Origin of the sequence: Amnibacterium sp. CER49 (assembly GCF_029846255.1) — a bacterium.
Classification (GTDB): domain Bacteria; phylum Actinomycetota; class Actinomycetes; order Actinomycetales; family Microbacteriaceae; genus Amnibacterium.
Genome location: NZ_JARVWQ010000001.1, coordinates 95,385 through 113,073, shown reverse-complemented (window position 1 = coordinate 113,073; position 17,689 = coordinate 95,385). Strand labels below are relative to the sequence as shown.

General features: G+C 71.3%; 17 protein-coding genes. 7 read left to right on the top strand and 10 right to left on the bottom strand.

Annotated features, from left to right (window positions below):
- The first annotated feature begins 2 nt into the window (after positions 1-2).
- Together dnaG and QDR37_RS00500 are read left to right on the top strand one after the other, a co-directional pair.
- Positions 3-1,886, top strand: coding sequence for a DNA primase (gene dnaG, locus QDR37_RS00505; RefSeq protein ID WP_279711581.1), 1,884 nt, complete (start codon positions 3-5; stop codon positions 1,884-1,886).
- A gap of 53 nt (positions 1,887-1,939) precedes the next feature.
- Positions 1,940-2,797, top strand: a complete 858-nt coding sequence (locus tag QDR37_RS00500; protein ID WP_279711580.1) for a dipeptide/oligopeptide/nickel ABC transporter ATP-binding protein — start codon at positions 1,940-1,942, stop codon at positions 2,795-2,797.
- Positions 2,798-2,862: 65 nt separating this feature from the next.
- Here the strand turns inward: QDR37_RS00500 and QDR37_RS00495 are convergent, their stop codons facing one another.
- Positions 2,863-3,462 carry a hypothetical protein gene (locus tag QDR37_RS00495; protein ID WP_279711579.1) on the bottom strand — a complete coding sequence of 200 codons (600 nt, stop codon included), beginning with the start codon at positions 3,460-3,462 and terminating at the stop codon, positions 2,863-2,865.
- A gap of 375 nt (positions 3,463-3,837) precedes the next feature.
- Here QDR37_RS00495 and QDR37_RS00490 point away from each other — a divergent pair, with 375 nt between their 5' ends.
- Both QDR37_RS00490 and QDR37_RS00485 read left to right on the top strand, forming a co-directional pair.
- Positions 3,838-4,437, top strand: coding sequence for a hypothetical protein (locus QDR37_RS00490; protein ID WP_279711578.1), 600 nt, complete (start codon positions 3,838-3,840; stop codon positions 4,435-4,437).
- An 89-nt stretch (positions 4,438-4,526) separates the two neighbouring features.
- Positions 4,527-6,299 carry a hypothetical protein gene (locus QDR37_RS00485; RefSeq protein ID WP_279711577.1) on the top strand — a complete coding sequence of 591 codons (1,773 nt, stop codon included), beginning with the start codon at positions 4,527-4,529 and terminating at the stop codon, positions 6,297-6,299.
- Here the strand turns inward: QDR37_RS00485 and QDR37_RS00480 are convergent.
- The 6 genes from QDR37_RS00480 to QDR37_RS00455 all read right to left on the bottom strand — a co-directional run bounded on the left by QDR37_RS00480 (position 6,220) and on the right by QDR37_RS00455 (position 10,977).
- Positions 6,220-7,089: a phosphatase PAP2 family protein gene (locus tag QDR37_RS00480; RefSeq protein WP_279711576.1), complete on the bottom strand. Its 870-nt coding sequence runs from the start codon at positions 7,087-7,089 to the stop codon at positions 6,220-6,222. The genes QDR37_RS00485 and QDR37_RS00480 overlap by 80 nt on opposite strands.
- A gap of 176 nt (positions 7,090-7,265) precedes the next feature.
- Positions 7,266-7,844: a Chromate resistance protein ChrB gene (locus tag QDR37_RS00475; protein WP_279711575.1), complete on the bottom strand. Its 579-nt coding sequence runs from the start codon at positions 7,842-7,844 to the stop codon at positions 7,266-7,268.
- 125 nt (positions 7,845-7,969) lie between these two features.
- Positions 7,970-8,770, bottom strand: coding sequence for a hypothetical protein (locus tag QDR37_RS00470; RefSeq protein ID WP_279711574.1), 801 nt, complete (start codon positions 8,768-8,770; stop codon positions 7,970-7,972).
- 213 nt (positions 8,771-8,983) lie between these two features.
- Positions 8,984-10,186: a cation diffusion facilitator family transporter gene (locus QDR37_RS00465; protein WP_279711573.1), complete on the bottom strand. Its 1,203-nt coding sequence runs from the start codon at positions 10,184-10,186 to the stop codon at positions 8,984-8,986.
- 23 nt (positions 10,187-10,209) lie between these two features.
- Positions 10,210-10,602: a metalloregulator ArsR/SmtB family transcription factor gene (locus QDR37_RS00460; protein WP_279711572.1), complete on the bottom strand. Its 393-nt coding sequence runs from the start codon at positions 10,600-10,602 to the stop codon at positions 10,210-10,212.
- 66 nt (positions 10,603-10,668) lie between these two features.
- On the bottom strand, positions 10,669-10,977 hold the full coding sequence (locus QDR37_RS00455) for a metal-sensitive transcriptional regulator (protein ID WP_279711571.1): 309 nt from the start codon (positions 10,975-10,977) through the stop codon (positions 10,669-10,671).
- Positions 10,978-11,066: 89 nt separating this feature from the next.
- Between QDR37_RS00455 and QDR37_RS00450 the strand changes: the two genes are divergently transcribed.
- The 3 genes from QDR37_RS00450 to QDR37_RS00440 all read left to right on the top strand — a co-directional run bounded on the left by QDR37_RS00450 (position 11,067) and on the right by QDR37_RS00440 (position 13,882).
- Entirely contained in the window at positions 11,067-12,575 is a 1,509-nt protein-coding gene (locus tag QDR37_RS00450; RefSeq protein WP_279711570.1) for a permease, read from the top strand.
- A 172-nt stretch (positions 12,576-12,747) separates the two neighbouring features.
- On the top strand, positions 12,748-13,188 hold the full coding sequence (locus tag QDR37_RS00445) for a hypothetical protein (RefSeq protein WP_279711569.1): 441 nt from the start codon (positions 12,748-12,750) through the stop codon (positions 13,186-13,188).
- A 70-nt stretch (positions 13,189-13,258) separates the two neighbouring features.
- Positions 13,259-13,882 carry a DUF305 domain-containing protein gene (locus tag QDR37_RS00440; RefSeq protein WP_279711568.1) on the top strand — a complete coding sequence of 208 codons (624 nt, stop codon included), beginning with the start codon at positions 13,259-13,261 and terminating at the stop codon, positions 13,880-13,882.
- Between the two features lie 174 nt (positions 13,883-14,056).
- Here QDR37_RS00440 and QDR37_RS00435 read toward each other — a convergent pair whose 3' ends face one another.
- The 3 genes from QDR37_RS00435 to QDR37_RS00425 all read right to left on the bottom strand — a co-directional run bounded on the left by QDR37_RS00435 (position 14,057) and on the right by QDR37_RS00425 (position 17,554).
- Complete coding sequence (locus QDR37_RS00435; protein ID WP_279711567.1) at positions 14,057-15,316, bottom strand: phosphatidylserine decarboxylase family protein; 1,260 nt, start codon at positions 15,314-15,316, stop codon at positions 14,057-14,059.
- Positions 15,317-16,057: 741 nt separating this feature from the next.
- On the bottom strand, positions 16,058-16,681 hold the full coding sequence (locus QDR37_RS00430) for a DedA family protein (protein WP_279711566.1): 624 nt from the start codon (positions 16,679-16,681) through the stop codon (positions 16,058-16,060).
- A gap of 477 nt (positions 16,682-17,158) precedes the next feature.
- A complete protein-coding gene (locus QDR37_RS00425) occupies positions 17,159-17,554 on the bottom strand; it encodes a BlaI/MecI/CopY family transcriptional regulator (protein ID WP_279711565.1) in 396 nt (131 codons plus the stop codon).
- Between the last annotated feature and the right edge of the window lie 135 nt (positions 17,555-17,689).

Here is a 17,689-nt window from a genome sequence, read left to right as displayed (position 1 = left end):
GCATGGCCGGCCGCATCCGCCAGAGCGACATCGAAGAGGTGCGGGCTCGGACCAACATCGCCGACGTGATCGGCGAGCAGGTCACGCTGAAGCCGGCGGGCGTCGGCTCGCTGAAGGGCCTCTGCCCCTTCCACGACGAACGCAGCCCCAGCTTCAACGTGCGGCCCGCGGTCGGGCGCTATCACTGCTTCGGCTGCGGCGAGAGCGGCGACGTCTACAGCTTCCTGCAGAAGCTCGACCACGTCACCTTCGTCGAGGCGGTCGAGCGCCTCGCCGCCCGCATCGGCTTCCAGCTCACCTACGAGGACGGCGGCCCGGCGCAGGACGCGGGCAACCGGGTGCGCCTGCTCGACGCGAACAAGGCCGCCGCGGAGTTCTTCGCGGAGCAGCTCGCCACTTCCGCGGCCGAGCCGGGGCAGCGCTTCCTCGCCGAGCGCGGCTTCGACCAGCAGGCAGCGGCGCAGTTCGGCCTCGGCTGGGCCCCGAAGTCGTGGGACGCGCTCACGAAGCACCTCCGCGGGCGCGGCTACACCGACGCCGAGCTGCAGGCGGCGGGGCTCGTCTCGAAGGGCGACCGCGGCGTCTACGACCGGTTCCGCGGCCGCCTGGTCTGGCCCATCCGCGACCTCACGAACGCCACGCTCGGCTTCGGCGCGCGGCGCCTGCTCGACGACGACCAGGGCCCGAAGTACCTGAACACCCCCGAGACGCTCGTGTACCACAAGTCGCAGGTGCTCTACGGGCTCGACCTCGCGAAGCGCGACATCGGACGCACGCATCGCGTCGTGGTCGTCGAGGGCTACACCGACGTGATGGCGCTGCACCTCGCCGGCGAGCCGACCGCCGTCGCCACCTGCGGCACGGCCTTCGGCGTCGACCACATCAAGGTGCTGCGTCGCGTGCTCGGCGACGACTCCGCGAGCCAGGGCGAGGTCATCTTCACCTTCGACCCCGACGCCGCCGGGCAGAAGGCGGCGGTCCGGGCGTTCGCGGAGGAGCGCCGCTTCAGCGCCCGCACCTCCGTGGCGGTCGGCGGCGACGGGCTCGACCCCTGCGACCTCCGGCAGCAGCGCGGCGACGCGGCCGTGCGGCAGATGCTCGAGGCCCGCAAGCCGATGTTCGAGTTCATCCTGAAGCGCATCCTCGGCGACCACGACCTCGACACCGTCGAGGGACGGGCCGCCGCGCTGCGGGCCGCGGCTCCGGTCGTGGCCGACATCCGCGACCCCGGCCTGCGGCCGGGGTACACGCGCGAGCTCGCCCGATGGCTCGGTCTCGACGTGCCCGACGTCGAGCGCGTCGTCGGGGCCGCAGGCCGCTCTCGCACGGCACCCAACGACCGGCCGCCGGGCCGGGGTGACGCGCCGGCGACCGCGCCCGTCGCCACGAGGCCGGCGGAGCGCCCGATCACCCTGCGGTCGCTGCCGAACGATCCCGCCACCCGGCTCGAGCGCGAGGCGCTCCTCATGATCGTGCAGGTGCCGCACCTCGTCGGCGGCGAGCTCATCGTCCGCGCCGCGACGGCGGGGTTCGCGAACAAGTCCCTCGCCGTGGTGCGCGACGCCATCGCCAGCCAGCTCGGCGCGCTCGGCGGGGCCGGCTGGCTCGAGCGCCTCGTCGCCGAGGTGCCGCCGCCGGTGGCGCCGCTCGTGCAGGAGCTCGCGTTCCTGCCGCTGCCCGCACGCACCGAGGACGAGGAGGTGCTGCGGCGCATCGCGCAGTCGACCGTCGCCGCGCTCGTCGACCGGCACCTACTGCGGCAGAAGGCCGAGCTGGTGCGGCAGCTGCAGCGCAGCGAGGGCAGCGCCGATCCCGAGCGGCTGCGCGAGATCCGCCAGCGCCTCGTCGGGGTGGAGGCCGACCGCCGCTTGCTGCGCGGAGCCTGACCGGAATCTCTTCACGCCCGCTCGGTACACTCGCTTCCCGCGAAAGGGGAGCGGTGGCGCGGATACGGAGACTGGACGGCGACAGCGGGTCGGTCGTCGTCGCGCGCGATCTCTCGATCGACTACCCGGGCCGCCATGGCGCGGGCCGCTTCGAGGCGGTGCAGGGCATCGACCTCACCATCGAGGCCGGGGAGCTGTTCGGCGTCGTGGGCGAGAGCGGCGCGGGCAAGTCCTCGCTCGCCCGCGTGCTCGCGGGCCGCGCGGGGCGGGCGAACGAGGGCCCGACGATCAGCGGCGGCTCCCTGACGGTGCTCGGCGTGCCGCTGCGGAACGTCGGTGAGCGCACCCGCCGACTGCTCACCGCCGGCATCGGCTTCCTGCCGCAGCACGCGGGCCGCACGCTGCGCGCTGACCTCACGGTCGCCGAGAACGTCGCCGAGCCGATCTTCGAGCGCGACCGCCACTACGACCAGCGCGACGCGGGGCGCCGCGCGGCCGAGCTCCTCGACGCGGTGCAGCTGCCGCTCGGGGTCATGGCGAAGTACCCGTACGAGCTGTCGAACGGGCAGCGGCAGCGGGTCGCGATCGCGCGCTCGCTGATCCTCGAGCCGCGCATCTGGATCGCCGACGAGCCGACCGGCGGGGTCGATGTGACCGTGAAGGGCCCCGTGCTCGACACCCTGCTCGAGCTGCAGAGCGACCGCGTCTTCACGGCGCTCATCGTGAGCCACGACGCGTCGGTGATGCGCCGGCTCACGGACCGCATCGCGGTGCTGCACCGCGGCACGATCGTCGGCCTCGGACCGGTCGAGCAGGTGCTCTCCTCGCCCGACCACCCGTACATCCGGGGGCTGCGCCAGGACTACGAGCTGCGGACCGGGCCGATCGTGCTACCGGGCGACTCGGAGTAGGGGCCCGACGCCGAGCGCCCCGGCGCTTCCCCCGAGGGGGAGCACCGGGGCGCTTCGGTGTCGGATCAGAACGCAAAGAGGCCGGTGGACCCATTCGTCGCGCTGCCGTAGGTCACGACGACCGCGGACGGGGTCGCGGTCACGGCGGACGGCGTCGCAGTGGCGCCCGCGGTCGTGGCGGACGGCGTCGCGGTGGTGGCGGCGGCGGTGGCGTCGGCCGAAGCGGTTGCCAGTGCAGCGCTCGGGTCGGCGGTCACGGCGCTCGGCGAAGCCGCGTTCACGGCCTGCGCAGCCGCCTGAGCTGCTGCGTCGGCGCTGCCTCCGAGTGCGAAGGTCGCGGCGGCCGCTGCATCCGCAACAGGGCACAGGGTCGAGTCGATCGAACCGTTCAGGTGGTACTGGCCGTTGAAGTCGGCGAAAGCCGAGATGAGGTCATACCAGTGCTTGCCGTTGGTCATCCCGCTGTGGTCGTCCCACGAAAGGATGTTGGTGCCGGACGTGCTCTGGAACACGTACGGGTGAGTCGTGCTGCCCGTGGAGTGGCAGAAGCCGACTTTGCCGGAAGCCGAAACGGCCTGCGCCGGAACGGCGACCGCGACGGCGGCCGCGGCGGTGAGCGCAACGGCGCCGCTCAGAGCGACGACGCGAGCGCGGATGGTGGACATTCGATTTCCTTCGAAATGACGGTTGCGCGGCGCGCTTCCTTCTGCACCGCTTCGTCCGGAGTTCGGGCGACGAATTGATTCAACCGTCAAGCGATATGCGATATCAGCCCCCATTCGGGGTTCCCCGATTCCCCTTTCCGGGTGATTCCACCTCCGTTCGCTGTCCCGGCGCGGATTCGTGTGTCACGGGCTTTCCGGATCGAAAGGACGCGGGATATTCCGGAGGGGAAGAAGTCTGATGATCCGGAATTCCAGCGCAGGGCACGAGTCGTCGTGGGAGCTTCGGGCCGCTGGCGCGGAGCGGCACCTGACGCGGTCGATCGAGAGGCTGCACAATGCGCACGACCAGTGACGAGGCCAGAGACGGGAGCACCGATGGGCCGGCTCGCGATCGCCGCTCCGCGAACGACCACCCTGCTGGGTGGCGCCGGCCTCGCGATCGGTGCGGCGCTCGCCCTGCTCACCGTGATCGCGGCGCCGGAATGGAGCGCGCTGCCGCTCTCCGAGATCGTGCTGCTCGTCTCGGGGTGCGTGCTCGCCTTCGGCCTGCAGCGGGAGCACGGCATCACCGGTGACACGTCGCTCGGGCGTCCGGCCCTCGTGCTGCTCCTCGGCGGCGACCTGATGCTCGACCTGCTCGCGCGGCTGCTGCCGGACGGCCAGGCCGCGCCCGCGGTCATGGCGGGCGCGCTCGTGCTCGTCGCGGCGGCCGGCGTGGTCGGAGCGGTGGACGTCGCCCGCGCCGGTGTGCTGCGCGGCGTCGCGCGGTTCGCGCTGCTGCCGGTCGCAGCGGTCGGTGCGCTCCTGGCGGTCCCGCAGTCGGTACCGCTCGACGGGATGGACGTGGGTCCGCTCATGCTCTCGAGCGGACCCGTGCGACTGCTGCTGCTCCTGATCGCCGGCGTCCTCATCGCCGTCCACGGGAGGGTCGCCGGGCTCGTGCGTGCTGCACGGCTGGCGCGACGGAAGTGGTGAGGCGGCGCAGAAGCAGCGCCGCCGTAGTGACGGTGGTTCCCCTGATCCGGTCGTCAGCCGTTGTCGGACCCCCATGACTTGATGCGGCTATGGCGGACGACCCGGAGCAGCAGCCCGACGACGACGGCTTCGCGGCTCTCGACGCGCGCGAGGCGCTCTTCACCGGCGCGCTGCAGCGGGCCGACCGGATCGCGAACCAGGCGCGGGCGATGCGGCTGCAGGTGATGCTGGCCGGTTTCGACGCGATGGTGCTCGAGGAGCAGGCCGAAGGCCGCACCGTCGAGCTCGACGGCCCGTGCGCGCGGGCGTTCCTGCTCCACCAGAGCACCGTGCTGCGCATCCCGCGCCAGACGGTGCTCCGGCAGCTCGAGGCCGGGTGGACGCTCCGCGAGCGCCTGCCGCAGACCTGGGCCGTCCTGCTCGAGGGCGGCTGCGCGACCGAGGCGGCCACGGTCGCGGCCGACGAGTGCGAGGGCCTGCGGGGCGAGGCGCTCGCCGAGTTCGACCGCGTCGCCGCCGGCCTCGTGGCGCAGCACCGCCCCAGCGTGCTCGTCCGACGCCTCGGCGCGCTGCGCGACCGCCTCGATCCCACGGCCGTCACCGGGCGGCATCGCCGGGCGAGCGCCGGCCGCTGGGTCACTGCGCGTCCGGAGCCCGACGGGCAGGGCGTGCTCACCATCCGCGGCACCGCGGTCGACGTCGCGGCCTCGTACGACGCCATCCGCACCGCCGCCATCGCGGCGCACGGGCGCGAGGGGGAGTGCCGCACGCTCGGTCAGCTGATGGCCGACGTGGCGGTCGACCTGATCCTGCAGAACGCCCGTCGGGACGCCCCCGACGCGTCCGACCCCGCCTACCCCATGGAGCGCATCGGGTCGCTACGGGTGCCGCACCGCAAGGCGGTCGAGCCGTCGGTGCTCGTGCTCATCCCGGCCTCCTCGGCGACGGGCGCCGACGACCAGCCCGCCGAGGTGGCCGGCATGGGGTCGATCGACGCCGAGGTCGCGCGACGCATCGTCCAGCACGCACGGTCCTGGAGCCGCGTGGTGGTCGATCCCGTCGACGACGCGGTGCTCGCGATCGACGCCAAGGAGCGGTACATCCCGAGCGGGTTGAAGCGGCTCATCCATGCCCGCAACCCCAGCTGCGTCGGCGACGACTGCGGCCTGCCTTCCCACCGCATCGACCTCGACCACGTGGTCCGGGTCGAGCACGACGGTCGTACCCGCCACGACAAACCTGCAACCGCTCTGCCGTGCAGCGCATCGCATGAAGCACGAGGGCTGGTGGGACGTCCGCATGACGCCGGATGCGGCGTCGATCCGGCGGTCGAGGTGGGGCGCGACCCGGGTCGTTCCACCGGTGCTTCGCGTGCGCACGAGCGGCACCGCCTCGGGTCCCGGCGACTGCCCGTTCTGATCGGCTCCTGTCCGCCCGACCAGCGCCTGCTACCCGGCCGCCCCGTTGCCGGCGCCGCAGGTCAAGCAGCGCATCTCCGTGCCCCAAGCGGTCTCGACGATGTGCAGGACGCCGTCGAAGCGGGCTCCGCATCGCCAGCACGCCACGACGGCGGTTCCGCTCGCGGAGCCCTCCGGGATCGACATGTCCGCAGCGTCGAGCCCCGCAGCGCGGTCCGGCCGGTGCACACCGGCGGACGACAGCTCGAGGGTCATCCCCGCACTCTCCGCCACGGTCACTCAGAAGACCGCAAGGAGCCGGGAACGAGGGGCTGCTCGCACGACCGGGTCGCGCGCCCCGGGGAGTCGGATCGAGCCGTTGCCGTTACCGGCTGGGCGCGGGGCCGGTCGCCGGCTCGGGGGCAGCCGCTCCGCGAGCCCGGCGGCGGTGCTCCCGAGCGGTGAGGTACAGCCGATGCGCGGTGATGACGACGGCGAGCCACGCCGTGCCGAGGAACCACCCGGCGAGGACGTCGGTGAACCAATGCGCGCCGAGCACCACCCGGGTGAGCCCGACGATGATGGCGACGAGCGCGCCGACGGCGATCGTGACGGTGCGCGCGAGCGCGGAGTGCTGCCGCAGGATCAGCAGGTAGACGATGACGCCGGCGATCGCCGTCGTGCTCGTCGTGTGCCCGCTCGGGAACGAGAACGACGACTCGAACGGCGGCGCGGCGTCGATGAGCGGCGGCCGGTGCCGCCCGACGACGCCCTTCCCCACCGTGGTCATCACGACCGAGCCGAGGCCGGTCGCGGCGATGAGGATCGCCGGCGTCCACGCCCGCCGGATCGCGACGAAGAGGACCGCGGACGCGGTCGCGATGATCGGCATCCCCACCCCGCCGAAGGCCTCCGCGATCACGGCGCAGAACGTGTCGAGCGGACCCGAGCGGAGGTGCACCACGGCCCGCAGGACCGGGAGGTCCAGCGCCGCGACGCCGTCGCGTTCGGTGACGGAGTCGTACACGACGTCCAGCGCGAAGGCGAGGGCGACGATCGCGACGCCGCCGAGCACCAGGATCAGCACGAGCGCCGCGCGATCGCCGAGGCGCGCGGCCAGCCGGTCGCCCAGCCGGGCGAGCAGCGCGCCTGGCCGGCTGTGCCAGCGAGTCAGGTCGGATCGGCCGACGAAGCGATCCTCCTCGAGCTCGGCGGCATCGCCGCTGCTCGGCCTCTCGGACCCGGCGCCCGACATCGCGCTCCTCTCGCACGGCTCCTGCGCACATGCGCGCATCGTCCCGATGCTTGCGGGCCCTGCTGAACGAGCGCCCTGCGCCGATGCCTCAAGCGGGAAGATGCCTCATCCCGACGGGCGGTGCTCCTGCCGCTCGACAAGGTACCTGCGGGCGCTGCACGGGGCTGTGAGCGAGGTCACTCGGGCGGGTGGTCCGTCACGTCCGCGAAGGGCGCGGCGGACCGCATCGCGGAGTAGACCCGTTCCGCGTAGTCCTGCAGCAGTGCCTGACAGCCGTGCAGCCGGTGCTCGGCCTGTCGTGCCTCGCGGAGCTCGAGCACGTCCCGGCGCTTCAGGTCGCGGAACCATCGACGGAGGCGGTCGAGGCTCTGCTCCTCCTCCTCGAGCTCGCCGAACGTGAACTTCTGCTTCGCGATCTCGCGGGCGATCTCCGCCTCGAACTTGCCGCAGTCGGCCTCGAACTCGCTCCACTCGTCCAGACGAGCGGCGACGAACGCCGCTTCGATCGTCGCCTCGCTCTCGGTGTCCCGGAGGGCGACGTCGGCGAGCGCGAAGGTGCCGCCGCCGCTCCGACAGATCTCAGCGGCGCGATCGATGGCGGGCTGGACGGCGGCCACGGCTGGGAGCGCCCATGCTCCGGCCGCCACGGGAACCGCCCCTGCGCGCCGCAGCTCACGCCAGACGGCGACCCGGTAGCGCGAGGGCTGCGACGGCAGCTGCACGAGCGCGAGCACCCAGCGCACACGGTCCGGCACGACCGCCAGCGTAGGCCGGGCCCGGATCGCGCGGGTCGTGTCGTGGGGGTCGTTCGTCCCGCAGCGAGACGCTCCGGCTCAGCGGTCGTGACCGCCGAGCCGGAGCGTCCGTGGGAACTTCGTGACTACAGGGTGCTGCCGTCGTCCGAGGGAGCGGCGCGGCGAGCCGCAGGCGGGGCACCCTGGGCCGTGGCTCGCGCCTGGTCGGCGCGCGCCTGCAGCTGCTCCGTCGCGCTCGGTGCGGTCTCCGCCGCGGCCTTGGCCCTCGGGGCCTCGGCCTCGATGCGGGCCAGGTAGGTCTCCCAGCGCTGCTGCATGGGCTTGATGAGGCCGCCGCCGACGCCGACGATGATGACGCCGGCGATCGTGGCGAGCACGGCGATGAGCACCGGGGTGGTGACCGTGATCGCGATGCCGAGCTGGTTCACCGCGGCGATGATGCCGAGGAAGATGATCCCGATGCTCGCGAGGTTCGCCAGGATCTTGCCGTAGGAGAGGCCGCCGAGGATGCCCTCGATGAGCGTCTTCGCGGCCGCGGCGATGGCGGCGGTGACGATCACGATGATGATCGCGACGACGACCTGAGGCAGGTAGGCGATGATCGTGGCGAGCAGCGTGCTGATCGGGTTCGGGCCGAAGACGCCGAAGGCGAACTGGAGCACGAACAGCACGAGGGCGTAGTAGACGATCTTGGCGATGATGTCGCTGGGGTCGATGTTGGAGCCGGCGAGCGCGCGCCGGATACCGCCGCGCTCGACGAGCCGATCGAACCCGACGCGGCTGAGCACCTTCGCCAGTGCGCGGGAGATCAGCCGGGCGACGATGAGTCCGACGATCAGGATGACGAGTGCCAGCAGCAGCTTCGGCACGAACGACACCACCAGGGCCAGGCCGGCGGCCAGGCTGGCGGACAGGAAACCAGGCATGGGAAGACTCTCCACTTCTCGGGCACGCGGTTACTCATGACCGCGTAACGGACCTGATCAGAGGTGTTCGAGGGTCTGCTGCAAGAACTACTAGCGTTCTCTGGGTCTCCACTAGAGGTCCCTTGGGTGCCGACTCTCGCCCGTGGGGCCGCTCGACTTGAAGGATGGGCCGGAGAACGGCCTCGCGTCCCCGTGGGGACGCGAGGCCCTCGATCATGTGGTGATCGCGGTGACGGTCATCCGGTCGACGGTGTGGAGGTGCTCGCGGAGCTCCTCGGCGGCCTCGGCGGTGATCGCTTCCGCCTCCTGCAGGCTCAGGGGACCGACGACCACCACGGCTTCGCCCTGGAGCCGGTGGCCCACCCAGCGCAGGCGCAGCTCCCGCACCTCGCGCACGCCGCCGACGTGCCCGAGCGCGTGCTCTGCGTTGGCGATCAGGTCGGGCTCGATGCCGTCGAGGAGGCGCCGGCCGATGGATCGGATCGTGCCGATGAGCAGCACGAAGATCGCGATCGCGATGAGGATGCCGATGATCGGATCGGCGAGCGGGAAGCCCAGCCACACGCCGAGCGCGCCGACCACCACGGCGAGCGAGGTGAAGCCGTCGGTGCGGGCGTGCACGCCGTCTGCGACGAGCGCGGCGGAGCCGATGCGCCGGCCGACGCGGATCCGGTAGATCGCCACGGACTCGTTGCCGAGGAATCCGATGACCCCGGCGACGGCGAGCCAGCCGAGGTTGTCAGGCGCGTGCGGGTGGATCAGGCGGTCGATCGACTGCCAGGCGGCGACCACCGCCGACAGCAGCACGACGACGACGATGAACAGGCCGGCGAGGTCCTCGGCGCGGCCGTAGCCGTAGGTGTAGCGGCGCGAAGCGGGGCGGCGGCCGAGCACGAAGGCGACCCAGAGCGGCACGGCGGTCAGGGCGTCGGAGAAGTTGTGCACCGTGTCCGCCAGCAGCGCCACCGAGCCGGTGACGAGCACCAGGGCGAACTGCAGGATCGTCGTGCCGAGCAGCACGAAGAGGCTCACCTTCAGTGCGCGGACGCCTTCGCGGCTGGCCTCCATCGCGTCGTCGACGGCGTCGGCGGCGTCGTGCGTATGCGGTACGAACAGCTCGTGCAGGAACCCGAGCACACCGCCGTGATGGTGATGGTCGTGCTCGCCGTGGCCGTGGCCGTGGTGGTCGTGGTCGTGGTCGTGGGCGTGCTCGTGCTCGTGGGCGTGGGCGTGGGCGTGGGCGTGGGCGTGGGCGTGGGCGTGGGCGTGGGCGTGGGCGTGGGCGTGGGCGTGGGCGTGGGCGTGGGCGTGGGCGTGCTCGTGCTCGTGGGCGTGCTCGTGCCCGTGCTCGTGGGGGTGGGCGTGCTCGTGCTCGTGGTCGTGGGGGTCCTCGTGGCCGTGGCCGCGGCGCCCCACGTCCCTCGAATGGTGCGATCCGCTCACTGCTGGATCTCGACCTTCAGGTCCTCGGCCTGCGCCGCGGCCGCGTGGTGGTGCCGGGGGCTGTTCGTGAGCGCGTGCTCCGCCTGGAAGATCGCATCCGTCACCAGCTGGTGCGCATGCTCGTTGGCCAAGCGGTAGAAGACCCGCTGCCCGTGGTGCCGGGCCGTCACCATCCGCGCCATGCGCATCTTGGCCAGGTGCTGCGAGACGGTCGTCGGCGGCCGGTCGACGATGTCCGCGAGGTGGTTCACCGACAGCTCCTCCGCGTCCCGAAGCGCGAGCACGATGCGAACCCGAGTGGCGTCGGCGAGCAGGGAGAACACCTCGACCGCCAGCTCCACGTACTCGCTGTCCGGGAACCGCCCACAGCGCTGCATATCTTCACTCATGCGAAGATTCTGCCACTTCGGTCTGCAGCGGGCGTTCCACCTCCGAAGCGGCCCGCGAGGTCCGGGTCAGGACCTCACGAGGCGACTGATCGCATCGGTCGCCTCTCTGATGCGTTCCTCGGCGACCGTGCCCCCGCTCTGTGCGGCTTCGAGGACGCAGTGGCTGAGGTGGTCCTCGAGGAGGCCGAGGGCGACGGCCTGCAGGGCGGAGGTCATCGCTGACACCTGGGTGAGGATGTCGATGCAGTACTGCTCGTCATCGACCATCTTCTGCAGGCCGCGCGCCTGGCCCTCGATGCGGCGCAGCCGCTTCAGGTAGGCGTCCTTGTTGGAGATGTACCCGTGCGCGTGGGCCGTCTCGTCGAGCTCCGGCATCCGAGCCGCCTTTCGTCGCCGCGGTCCATCCTGCTGGCACCACGCCGGACCGAGTATACCGGAGGGGGGTATAGTCGCCGGCGGCTGCGGTGGTCGCAGGGTGGGAGACGACGGTGAACATCTTCGAGTGGATCGGACATGCGCTGGCGATGGCCGGGAACATGGCCTGGGAGATCCTCTGGCCCCTGATCCTCGGATTCACGCTCTCCGCGATCATCCAGGCCGTGGTTCGGCGGGAGCGCGTCACGCGCTTGATGGCAGGGGACTCGCCTCGCGCGCTGGCCATCTCCACCGGGCTCGGCATCGCGTCGTCGTCCTGCTCCTACGCGGCGGTGGCGCTGGCGAGGTCGCTGTTCCGGAAGGGAGCGAGCTTCACGTCGGCGATGGTGTTCGAGATCGCGTCGACGAACCTCGTGGTGGAGCTCGGCATCATCCTCGCCCTCGCGATGGGGTGGCAGTTCACGCTGGCGGAGTTCATCGCCGGGCCGATCATGATCGTGTTCGTCGCCCTGCTGTTCCGGCTGTGGATGCGCCGGCGCATCGTCGAGGCCGCGCGCGAGCAGGCGGACAAGGGGGTCGCCGGCTCGATGGAGGGCCACGCCGGCATGGACATGTCGGTGCAGATGGACGCCCCGTTCGCGAAGCGCCTGTTCTCCCGAGCGGGCCTGACCTCGACCAGTCAGTACTTCGTGATGGATTGGGCCGCGGTGCTCCGCGACATCGTGATCGGTCTGCTGATCGCCGGCGCGTTCGCCGCGTGGGTGCCGAAGGAGTTCCTGCAGACGGTGTTCCTGGCGAAGGACCCGGCGCTCGCGTTCATCCTCGGGCCGCTGATCGGGCCGCTGGTCGCGGTGGTCAGCTTCGTCTGCTCCGTCGGCAACGTGCCGCTGGCCGCCGTGCTCTGGAACGGCGGCATCTCCTTCGGCGGCGTGATGAGCTTCATCTTCGCCGACCTGATCATCATCCCGATCCTGCTGATCTACCGCCGGTACTACGGGACGAGAGCGGCCCTCCTGATCGCCGGGACGTTCTACATCGCGATGGCCGCTGCCGGCTACGCGATCGAGCTGCTGTTCACGCCACTCGGGCTCGTGCCTGAGAGCCGCAACGCGGCCGTGCTCGAGTCCTCCATCAGCTGGAACTACACGACCTGGCTCAACATCGTGTTCCTCGCGATCGCAGCAGTGCTCGTGTTCTGGTTCTACAAGTCCGGCTCGGGCCCGATGCTCCACATGATGGGGGGCTCCCCGGACGCGGAGCACGACCACGGCGCTCACGACCACGGCGCTCACGACCACGGCGGCCACGACCACGGCCACGGCGCTCATGGCCACGGCAGCCACGACGCACATGCTCACGCGGGTCATGGCGTCGGCACCCACGATCATGCCGGTCACGATCACGCGGCGCACCATCACGCGGGCCACGACCACGTCGGCCACGACCACGACCACGTCGGCCACGACCACGATCACGACGCCCACGAGCACCCAGCCGGGAGCGACGCGGACTCCGAGCACTCGATGCACCACGGCCAGTCGACCACGACCGAGCCGCACCGGCCCGACCACGAGCACCACGACCACGGGACGCACTGATGACCTGGACCACGACCTGTCGTCGTTGCGGTGCCCCGATCAGCGCGGAGGACGAGGATCAGCTCGTCGCCATCGTCGAGCAGCACGCGCGCGATCACGGAGGAGCCCACGGGCGCCACATCCCCAGCAGGGAGCACATCCTCGCGCACGCTCAGCGCGACGACAGCGGTCGATGACCTCCTCGCCGTCCCGAACGCACGGGGGCTCGCGCCGAGCGCCCGGTGCGGTCGCGGTCGCGCTGCTGCTCCTGAGCGCCGTCGTGCTCACCCTCGCGGCGGCCCACGCGATGTGCATCCCCGCTCACAGCAGGATGAGCGGCCCGACCGCCGTGTCGGAGATGGGTCAGGACGTCACCGCCCACGTCGCGAGCGCCCACGTCTCGGGCATCGGTATCGCCGCTGCGACCGCCACGCACTCGATGCTGGGCCTGCTGGACTGCGTCATGGCCGGCATCGCCTGCCTGCTGATCGCCCTGCTTCTCGTCGGCTTGCTGCGACCCCGGCACATCCCAGCCGCGCGGGGCGCCGAGAGCCGTCCGTCACGCGGCCCACCCCGCCTCCGGATCCCTACCCGCGCACCGTCATTGACCGTTCTCTGCGTCAGTCGGACCTGAAGCACGCTCCCGCCTGGCTCGCCCGGGCGACGCTGCTCACCGAACCGACCGACCTGACAGGACTTCACCCATGCGCATGCGCATCCACCTCGCCGTGCTGCCCGCGATCGCCGGCACGCTCCTCCTCGCCGGCTGCGCCGGTAGCACCCCCGACCACAGCTCCATGAGCGGCATGGACATGCCGAGCACGAGCACGAGCTCGATCCCCAGCAGCACAGGCACCGACGGCGCACACAACGACGCCGACGTCATGTTCGCGACCATGATGATCCCGCACCACGCACAAGCGGTTCAGATGGCCGACATGCTGCTCGCCAAGCCGGACGCCGATCCGAAGGTGCGGGCGCTGGCGCAGAGGATCAAGGCGGCTCAGTCGCCCGAGATCACCGAGATGAACCGGTTCCTGACGTCCTGGGGCGCTCCGGCCGTCGCGCCGACGCCCATGACGATGGGCGGCATGAGCGACGGCATGATGTCCGGCGACGACATGGCCGAGCTCGAGCACGCCGACGGGAAGGCCGCCTCGACGCTCTTCCTGCGGCAGATGATGCAACATCACCGCGGCGCCATCACCATGGCCGACGCCGAGCGCAGGACCGGCGCGAGCCCGGCCGCGAAGACGCTCGCCGCGAGGATCGTCACCGCGCAGACCAGCGAGATCGACCTGATGAGATCGCTGCTCGCTTCCCTGTGACCGAGCCGGCGGCGCGACACCAGCTGCGCGCCGCCGGTTCTGCGCGATCACTCTCACCGCGAGTCAGCCGCGCCGGACGGACGTGCGGAAGCCGGTCCTGCCCGGCTCGCCGGCGTCACCGGCGAGCCGGGCACGGGCGGCCCGCTCGCCCTCGGACCGCGGTGACCGCCGGCGTCAACGCCTCGATGCGGCGACGGCGAGATGCGTGTTCACCCGCTTGAGCGGGGCCTGCGGGTCATGCGGCTGCGGCGTCGCGTCGAGAGCGAAGTCGCGGATCGCGCCCGGCTCGAAGACGAGGCAGTAGGTGGAGCCGCCGAACTGGAAGTGACCGAGCTCCTCGCCCTTGTCGAGGTGGTAGCCGCGCTTGACGTGCCGCGCGATCCTGCAGGAGGACACCTCGACCATGCCGATCTGGACGACGGCGACGAGCCCGAGCACGGGGTCGTCGGCCTGGATCAGGATGATGGCGCGGGTGGCGACGTGGGCGAGGTAGGCCTGCGAGTTGGTCGGTTCGGTCGCGTTCTCGAGCTCGGAGTCGGCCTCGGAGTAGTACGTACCGGGCTGCACGAAGGCGCGCACGACCGTGCCGGCGACGGGGCTGTGCCAGCGGTGGTAGTTGTTGGCGCTGAGGTAGGCCTGGTAGACGGTGCCGCCGACGAACTGCCCGACCGACTCGTCGTGGGCGAGCATGTCGTCGAGTGAGTACGGCTGGGTCTTGATCCAGAACCGGTCGCGTCGCTGCACGTTCATCGTGATGCCGTAGGGAGTGGACTCGCAGGCGCTGACGACGACCTTGTCGTCCTTGGGGGAGGCGACGGGCCTCGCGCCCTCCTTGAGGCGACGGGTGAAGAAGTCGTTCCAGGACGTGAAGCCCCAGTGCTCCCGCTCGGGATCGTGCTCGAAGTCGTCCATCCCGAGCGTCTCGCGGGCCTGGTCGGACAGCCATCCGGACGGCGAGTCGTTCAGGACGTAGCGAGAGTCGGGGCTGTCGAGGAACGCGCACCAGGCGTTGAGCACGTCCTTCAGCGCGGCGTTCACGCGGGCGTCCCGGAAGAACGCGAAACCTGCCGTCGTGCCGCTCGGCCAGTCCAGGACGGCGGCGAGGGGCGTCGCGGCGATCGACTCCCCGAACTCGGGCGCCCGGTTCAGCACCTCGCTCATCATGCGCAGCAGCTCCGGCCAGCTCTCCACCGGGCGCTGGCCGTACTCCTTCCCCCGAGGCGCCTCCGCCACCATCCGCTCGGCGTACATCTTCAGCACCGGGTCGTGCTCGACGAGCTCCTCGAGCCGTGCCACCGCCGGATGCAGCGTCAGCTGCTCACCCAGGTCTGCGACGCGCTGGCGATGGCGGTCCAGCCAGGACTCCAGGTCCTCCTGCTCCGGCAGCCACCCCGCCTTGCGGCGCACATCGATCGAGCTCGGTTCCTTCGCCATATGCGCAACCTAGAGCGAGGCGGTTGAGGATCCGGGCGACGGACCAGCGGACGCGCCCTGGTGGCGTCGGCGACACCGGGCGAAGTGCTCCTGCCGGGTCACCCAGCGATGGGCGATCCGGCAGGGTGCCGCACCGCAGGAGATCGCGGTGATCAGGAGATCGATTCGGGCATCAGCCGTCACGACCGCAACAACGAGGTCGAGTTCCGGTGGCGTTGGACCTGCGTCGACAACGAGAAATCGGCAGTTCTGCCGATGGAGCGCTCGTGGTCGGTCGATGACCGTTCTCGGCTTCGTGAGCACCGATCCGCCGCCCCGTGCGCCGGTCCACTCACGGCGGTCGTCATCGCTTCGGGCCTTCTCGGCTTCTGGCTCCTCCAGCGGGGGCACGGAGCCGAGGACTCCGCCGTTGAACCCTCGGGCTGCGGCAGCGACCCGCATGTGCACAGAGCAGCACGCGCCCTCGGGGTTCGCGACGATCTGAAGGGCCCCGAAGAAGGCGAAGCCGCACCGTCAGCAGGCCGTGGACGCGACGCTGCGCTCCGAGGGGGATCGGAGGACGGCGGCTCCTTCAGAAGTCGGCGAGGACCGACGGCGAGGGTCTCGATGAGACTCTGTGACAGCACCACCGGGGGCGCCCTCGTTGAGAGCGACTCGGGCGCCCGGCCACGGTAGGGAGGTTCACGCGCTGGACCACGAGCGGCCTGTGGATGAGCGCGAGCAGCCTGACTGCCGCGGGCGTCAGCCCTCGGTCTCGGCGCGCCGCTCTGCCAGGTGCTTGCGGACGCGCCAGACGATGACGGCGATGACGACGAGCGCGATGACGCCGACGGCGAGGTCGCGACCGACCGACTTGGCGACCAGCTCGTAGGAGTTGCCCGCGAGAAAGCCCAGGAGGACGAACCCGGTGCCCCAGGTGATCCCGCCGGCGGCGTTGTAGGCGAGGAAGCGGCGGTAGGGCATCCCGGAGGTGCCCGCCAAGGCGGGCATGACGGCGCGGAAGAACGCCGTGAAGCGGCCGAGGAACACCGCGCTGCCGCCGCGGCGCTGGAGGAACGCCAGGGCTTTGTCGAGCTTCTGGCGGCGGCGGCGGAGGAACTTCGCCTTCAGCAGCCTGGTCCCGAAATGCTTCCCGACCTCGTAGCCGACGCTGTCGCCGATGACCGCGGCCAGGACCACGATGACGATCATCAGCCACAGCTGGACGTGGCCCTTCTCGGCCACGACGCCGCCGAGCACGGCGGCAGTCTCGCCGGGGATGACGAAGCCGACGAAGAGCGCGTCCTCCGCGAACACCAGCAGTCCGACGAGCGTGTAGGCGAGGAGCGCGTTGACGTTGAGGATCGCGTCGACAACAGATCCCATGTGCTTCCCCCGTTCGGATACGGCGCCGAGCCGTCATCTACATTCCTTGTAGAGACTATGGAGATCGGGTCGGTGAAGCCTGTGGTTCCGCGGTGAGGTCTCCGACCGTGCGTGACCACTCAGGGTTCGAGTGCGACCGGCCGAGAGGGCCGTCCTGAGGGCGCAGTGGAGGATCGAGAGCCGCGCGTTGAGGCCCCCGCCGCGAAGCCGGTGAGAGCGGCGGCCAGCAGCAGTGATCCGGTTGTGTCCAGCAGTGGCGTCGAGGGGGTGCGCGGGGGGTCGGGCGCCGCGGCGATCCGACGAGGTGCTGGACCGGCTGAGCGGAGGGTCGGGATGACCTGCGGCGCGGCCGGCGGCCGCGGAAGCGAGCTGCTGCGAGGAGCTGGTGCGGGCACCTCCTCAACCGCTCGCTGAGCGCCCGCGCGGCTCGCGGCGATCAGGGGCGCGGCACGAGCGGCAGGTCGACGGCGGATCGCATCAGCGTCCGTCTGGCAGCTTGAGGAGTCGGCGAAGAAGGTCGCCGTCGCTGACCGCAAGGTCCTCGACGAAGTGCGACAGCACGGCATCGCGGTCGCGTCGGCCGTCAAGCCGGCGGCGCAGCTCGCGGGCGGCGAGCTCGGCAGGGTCGATGGCTCGTGAGTAGGCGAACGACCTCCCGCTCTTCCGCCGGGTCAGCAAGCCCTTCTCGTGCATCCGGGACAGCACCGTCACAACAGTGGAGTACGCCAGGGGTGCGGGGGAGGTGCTGTTCAGCTGCGTGCGGACCTCGCCTGGGGTCATCTCCCGCCCACTCGCGGCCAGGAGCTCGCCGACCTGCTCCTCGAGGGCCCCGGAGGGGCGCCGGTGGGTGGTCCGCTCGTTCTCCGACGGCACCGGGTGTCTCCTGTCCTCCGGAATCTCGACACGTGCTGGAGAAGTGCTACGGGGAATCGTAGATGGGTGCGGTGCGGCGGTCAGGGCCCCTCCGTGCGGAGGTGTCGGCGCGCTATCCCCGAGGGGCCCGGGCGC